Origin of the sequence: Xenorhabdus bovienii (assembly GCF_024721015.1) — a bacterium.
GTDB lineage: Bacteria > Pseudomonadota > Gammaproteobacteria > Enterobacterales > Enterobacteriaceae > Xenorhabdus > Xenorhabdus bovienii.
In genome coordinates, this window is the sequence record NZ_JANAIF010000156.1 from 1 (window position 1) to 2,907 (window position 2,907).

2 protein-coding genes and 3 tRNA genes are annotated in these 2,907 nt (G+C 38.2%); 1 reads left to right on the top strand and 4 read right to left on the bottom strand.

The genetic code is table 11. The annotated features are described in order from the left end of the window. Window positions 1-123 precede the first annotated feature (123 nt). The 4 genes from NXS07_RS19270 to NXS07_RS19285 all read right to left on the bottom strand — a co-directional run bounded on the left by NXS07_RS19270 (window position 124) and on the right by NXS07_RS19285 (window position 1,635). Window positions 124-199 (bottom strand) — tRNA-Asn (locus tag NXS07_RS19270). Between the two features lie 225 nt (window positions 200-424). Next, a tRNA-Asn gene (locus NXS07_RS19275) sits at window positions 425-500 on the bottom strand. Window positions 501-918: 418 nt separating this feature from the next. Next, window positions 919-994, bottom strand: a tRNA-Asn gene (locus tag NXS07_RS19280). Between the two features lie 131 nt (window positions 995-1,125). Further along, window positions 1,126-1,635 carry a YlaC family protein gene (locus NXS07_RS19285; protein WP_258087434.1) on the bottom strand — a complete coding sequence of 170 codons (510 nt, stop codon included), beginning with the start codon at window positions 1,633-1,635 and terminating at the stop codon, window positions 1,126-1,128. Window positions 1,636-2,111: 476 nt separating this feature from the next. On the opposite strand from NXS07_RS19285, the gene cspE reads away from it, so the two are divergent. Next, window positions 2,112-2,324: a transcription antiterminator/RNA stability regulator CspE gene (gene cspE, locus NXS07_RS19290; RefSeq protein WP_010847246.1), complete on the top strand. Its 213-nt coding sequence runs from the start codon at window positions 2,112-2,114 to the stop codon at window positions 2,322-2,324. The last annotated feature ends 583 nt before the right edge of the window (window positions 2,325-2,907 follow it).

Sequence of the window (2,907 nt, forward strand, 5' to 3'; positions counted from 1 at the left end):
ATACCGGGCACAACAATGTCACTGTCGCCGCCGGGGAAATCATCGGCTTACAGAGCAATTACGGCTGTAGTACTAGAAAGCAGAAAGCCCGACTAGCAGAGCTAAATCGGGCTTTCTTAAACCTGGCTCCTCCAACTGGACTCGAACCAGTGACATACGGATTAACAGTCCGCCGTTCTACCGACTGAACTATGGAGGAATTGCTTCGTTCGTGAGAACGAAGCGAATACTAACGATATTGTTTTCGTTTGTCAAAGCAGAAAATAGCAATAACTGTTTGTTTGCTGAGAATATAGACTTATTGTGGGGTTTTTAGTCTGAATTTGAATTTGGATGGAGAAAAATACATCTGAAGCAGATAAATTTGCAGAAAATAAATAACAAAAAGCCCGGTTAGCAGAACTAAACCGGGCTTTTTTGAATTTGGCTCCTCCAACTGGACTCGAACCAGTGACATACGGATTAACAGTCCGCCGTTCTACCGACTGAACTATGGAGGAATTGCTTTGTTCCTGAGAACGGAGCGAATAATAGGGGAATGAGTCAGGCTTGTAAAGCGGAAAAATGGAAAATAAGTTTAAGTGTCTAACTGATGTGCAATATGATGATATTTTGTTATTTTTTACAGCAAAATATAAGCATTACTGCAATTTTCCATACCTTACTCAACCTCCTATCACTTCTTTGCTCAGTTCTGGATACCACCTTGATAAAAATTCAGCAAATCGATGTAAAGAATAAGGAACAAATCTACCAACGTGAGAAAGGAGCACTTTGATATCGAGCGGACCGACAAAAAACTTCAATTATGTGCGAATACAGTCGATTGAAAGTATATCTGAGTAAGGAGGGTAGCTGATTGATAAAATCAAAAGCAGAAATCCCGATTAGCAGAACTAAATCGGGATTTCTTAAATTTGGCTCCTCCAACTGGACTCGAACCAGTGACATACGGATTAACAGTCCGCCGTTCTACCGACTGAACTATGGAGGAATTGCTTCGTTCTTGAGAACGAGGCGAATGCTAGCGATGAACTTTGAGAGTGTCAACGCAAAAATTCTATTTCCCTATCGTTTGCTTACCCTGTGAACGTATTGTGTCATGATTGAGCTACCTTACTGAAATTACGCACTTTTATTCACCATTTCGGAAGGGTGAAAATAGGGTGATTGTTCTGAAAAGGCAACTATAAATACATCATAAAAACAAATGCTGTCTTTTTTCCTCATGATTCGTTTGATCTCATCTTTCATTTCACTGGGTACTTTAGGATGAGTAAGTATTTTATTGATGGCTTTATGGGATACTTTTTCGTTGACGAACCATTCTCCGTTGTAACAGACACGTAAATCCAGTACATCAATGTCTTCAAAATGATACACCGGTTTTATATCGAAAAGCAGAACGGCTGCCATGGCGACAAAAAGTACTGTAAATAAAATCAGTGACCAAGTGCCAAAATAGGGAGAATACCCCATGAGCATGACAAGGAAAGCATAAGCAGTAACCATCCCCAAGCATAGGTATGGATGATGACGAATAAAGATACTATTGAAATGCACTTTACCATCACGGTGTTCTTCGAGATTAATCCGCTTAAGATCCTGAATCAATATCTGTTTGATGATGTTCATAATACTAACCCGATTATTGTAGAAACGCGTTATCGAATTGAAGGTTATGCCATTTTTAAGGCTAGCATGCCCGGAGCACACACCTGTATATCAATTGCCTTATTTTATTTATAAAATTGTTATTGTCTGGAAACAATATCGATATTTTTGCTAAGATAAAAGTTGAATAAATCAAATAAAATTATAACTGTACCTATTTATTATGTCATTCTGTTCTAATATTGAGCGTATACAACTTTTTTAAATCGATAATACATAAAAAGGTTGCTATTCCTGTGCGGTCATGAGTTAATGCGTTTGGCCTGATAAACAGACCTACTTTATGTACGACATCTTGAGTTAATGAGTTATGTGTAAGTGCTATCTCTGGTAGCCTTTGTTGACCGTTTCCTTCTTAGTGCCTCCATAAGTAATAGCTGATACTGGCCAACACATGCCCGAGGTGGCGAGTTTTTTTTGATATATAGGAAAGTCAAATGTCTGACAAAATGAAAGGTCAAGTGAAGTGGTTCAACGAGTCTAAAGGCTTTGGTTTCATCACTCCAGCTGATGGTAGCAAAGACGTATTCGTTCACTTCTCTGCCATTCAAGGTAACGGTTTCAAAACTCTGGCTGAAGGCCAGAACGTAGAATTCACCATTGAAAATGGTGCCAAAGGCCCAGCAGCAGCAAACGTAACTGCTATCTAATAAGCCTTTATGCCTTTATTTAAGCTCGCCACACTTAAATGCCGTGGCGGGCTTTTTGTTTTTTATCTTAGTTACTTTTATGCCAATTTATTTGGATGAGAAAAATAACATGATGAAGAACACGGTTTGTTACCTATCCCCCAGACTCAGATAAAAATGAGTCACACGCTATTTAAGACCTATGATTTTTTAATGAAAAAGGCGATAAATAGCACGATTTTTGTGAAATCGTCTACCGGTTAAGCCTTTACTTATCAATTTTACCTGTTTATACTCCAAACCAATTTTATTGGAGAACTAACAATTGGACAGTCAAAGTCTTAGGTTAAATAAAAAATAATCCGGTAAGCTTTCATTTCCTCCCGATCTGCTGCTTACCTTAAAAGGTGGGCGGTACTACTCCAATTTCATGAGCTGTACTCACCCGACAAAAGATTATTTGATACTCAGAATCTATTGCATTGAATTCTTAATAAAGTATCAACAGAAACTATATCGGGGTATTCATAATAAGTTAATCAATGAAATTATCTGCACTTTTGTTATAGTCGGTAATACAATACACTGACTTACCGCGTCCACT

Coding starts and splice junctions, on each gene's coding strand:
- NXS07_RS19285 (WP_258087434.1), bottom strand. CDS start 1,635: ATGAACATCATCAAACAGATATTGATTCAGGATCTTAAGCGGATTAAT.
- cspE (WP_010847246.1), top strand. CDS start 2,112: ATGTCTGACAAAATGAAAGGTCAAGTGAAGTGGTTCAACGAGTCTAAA.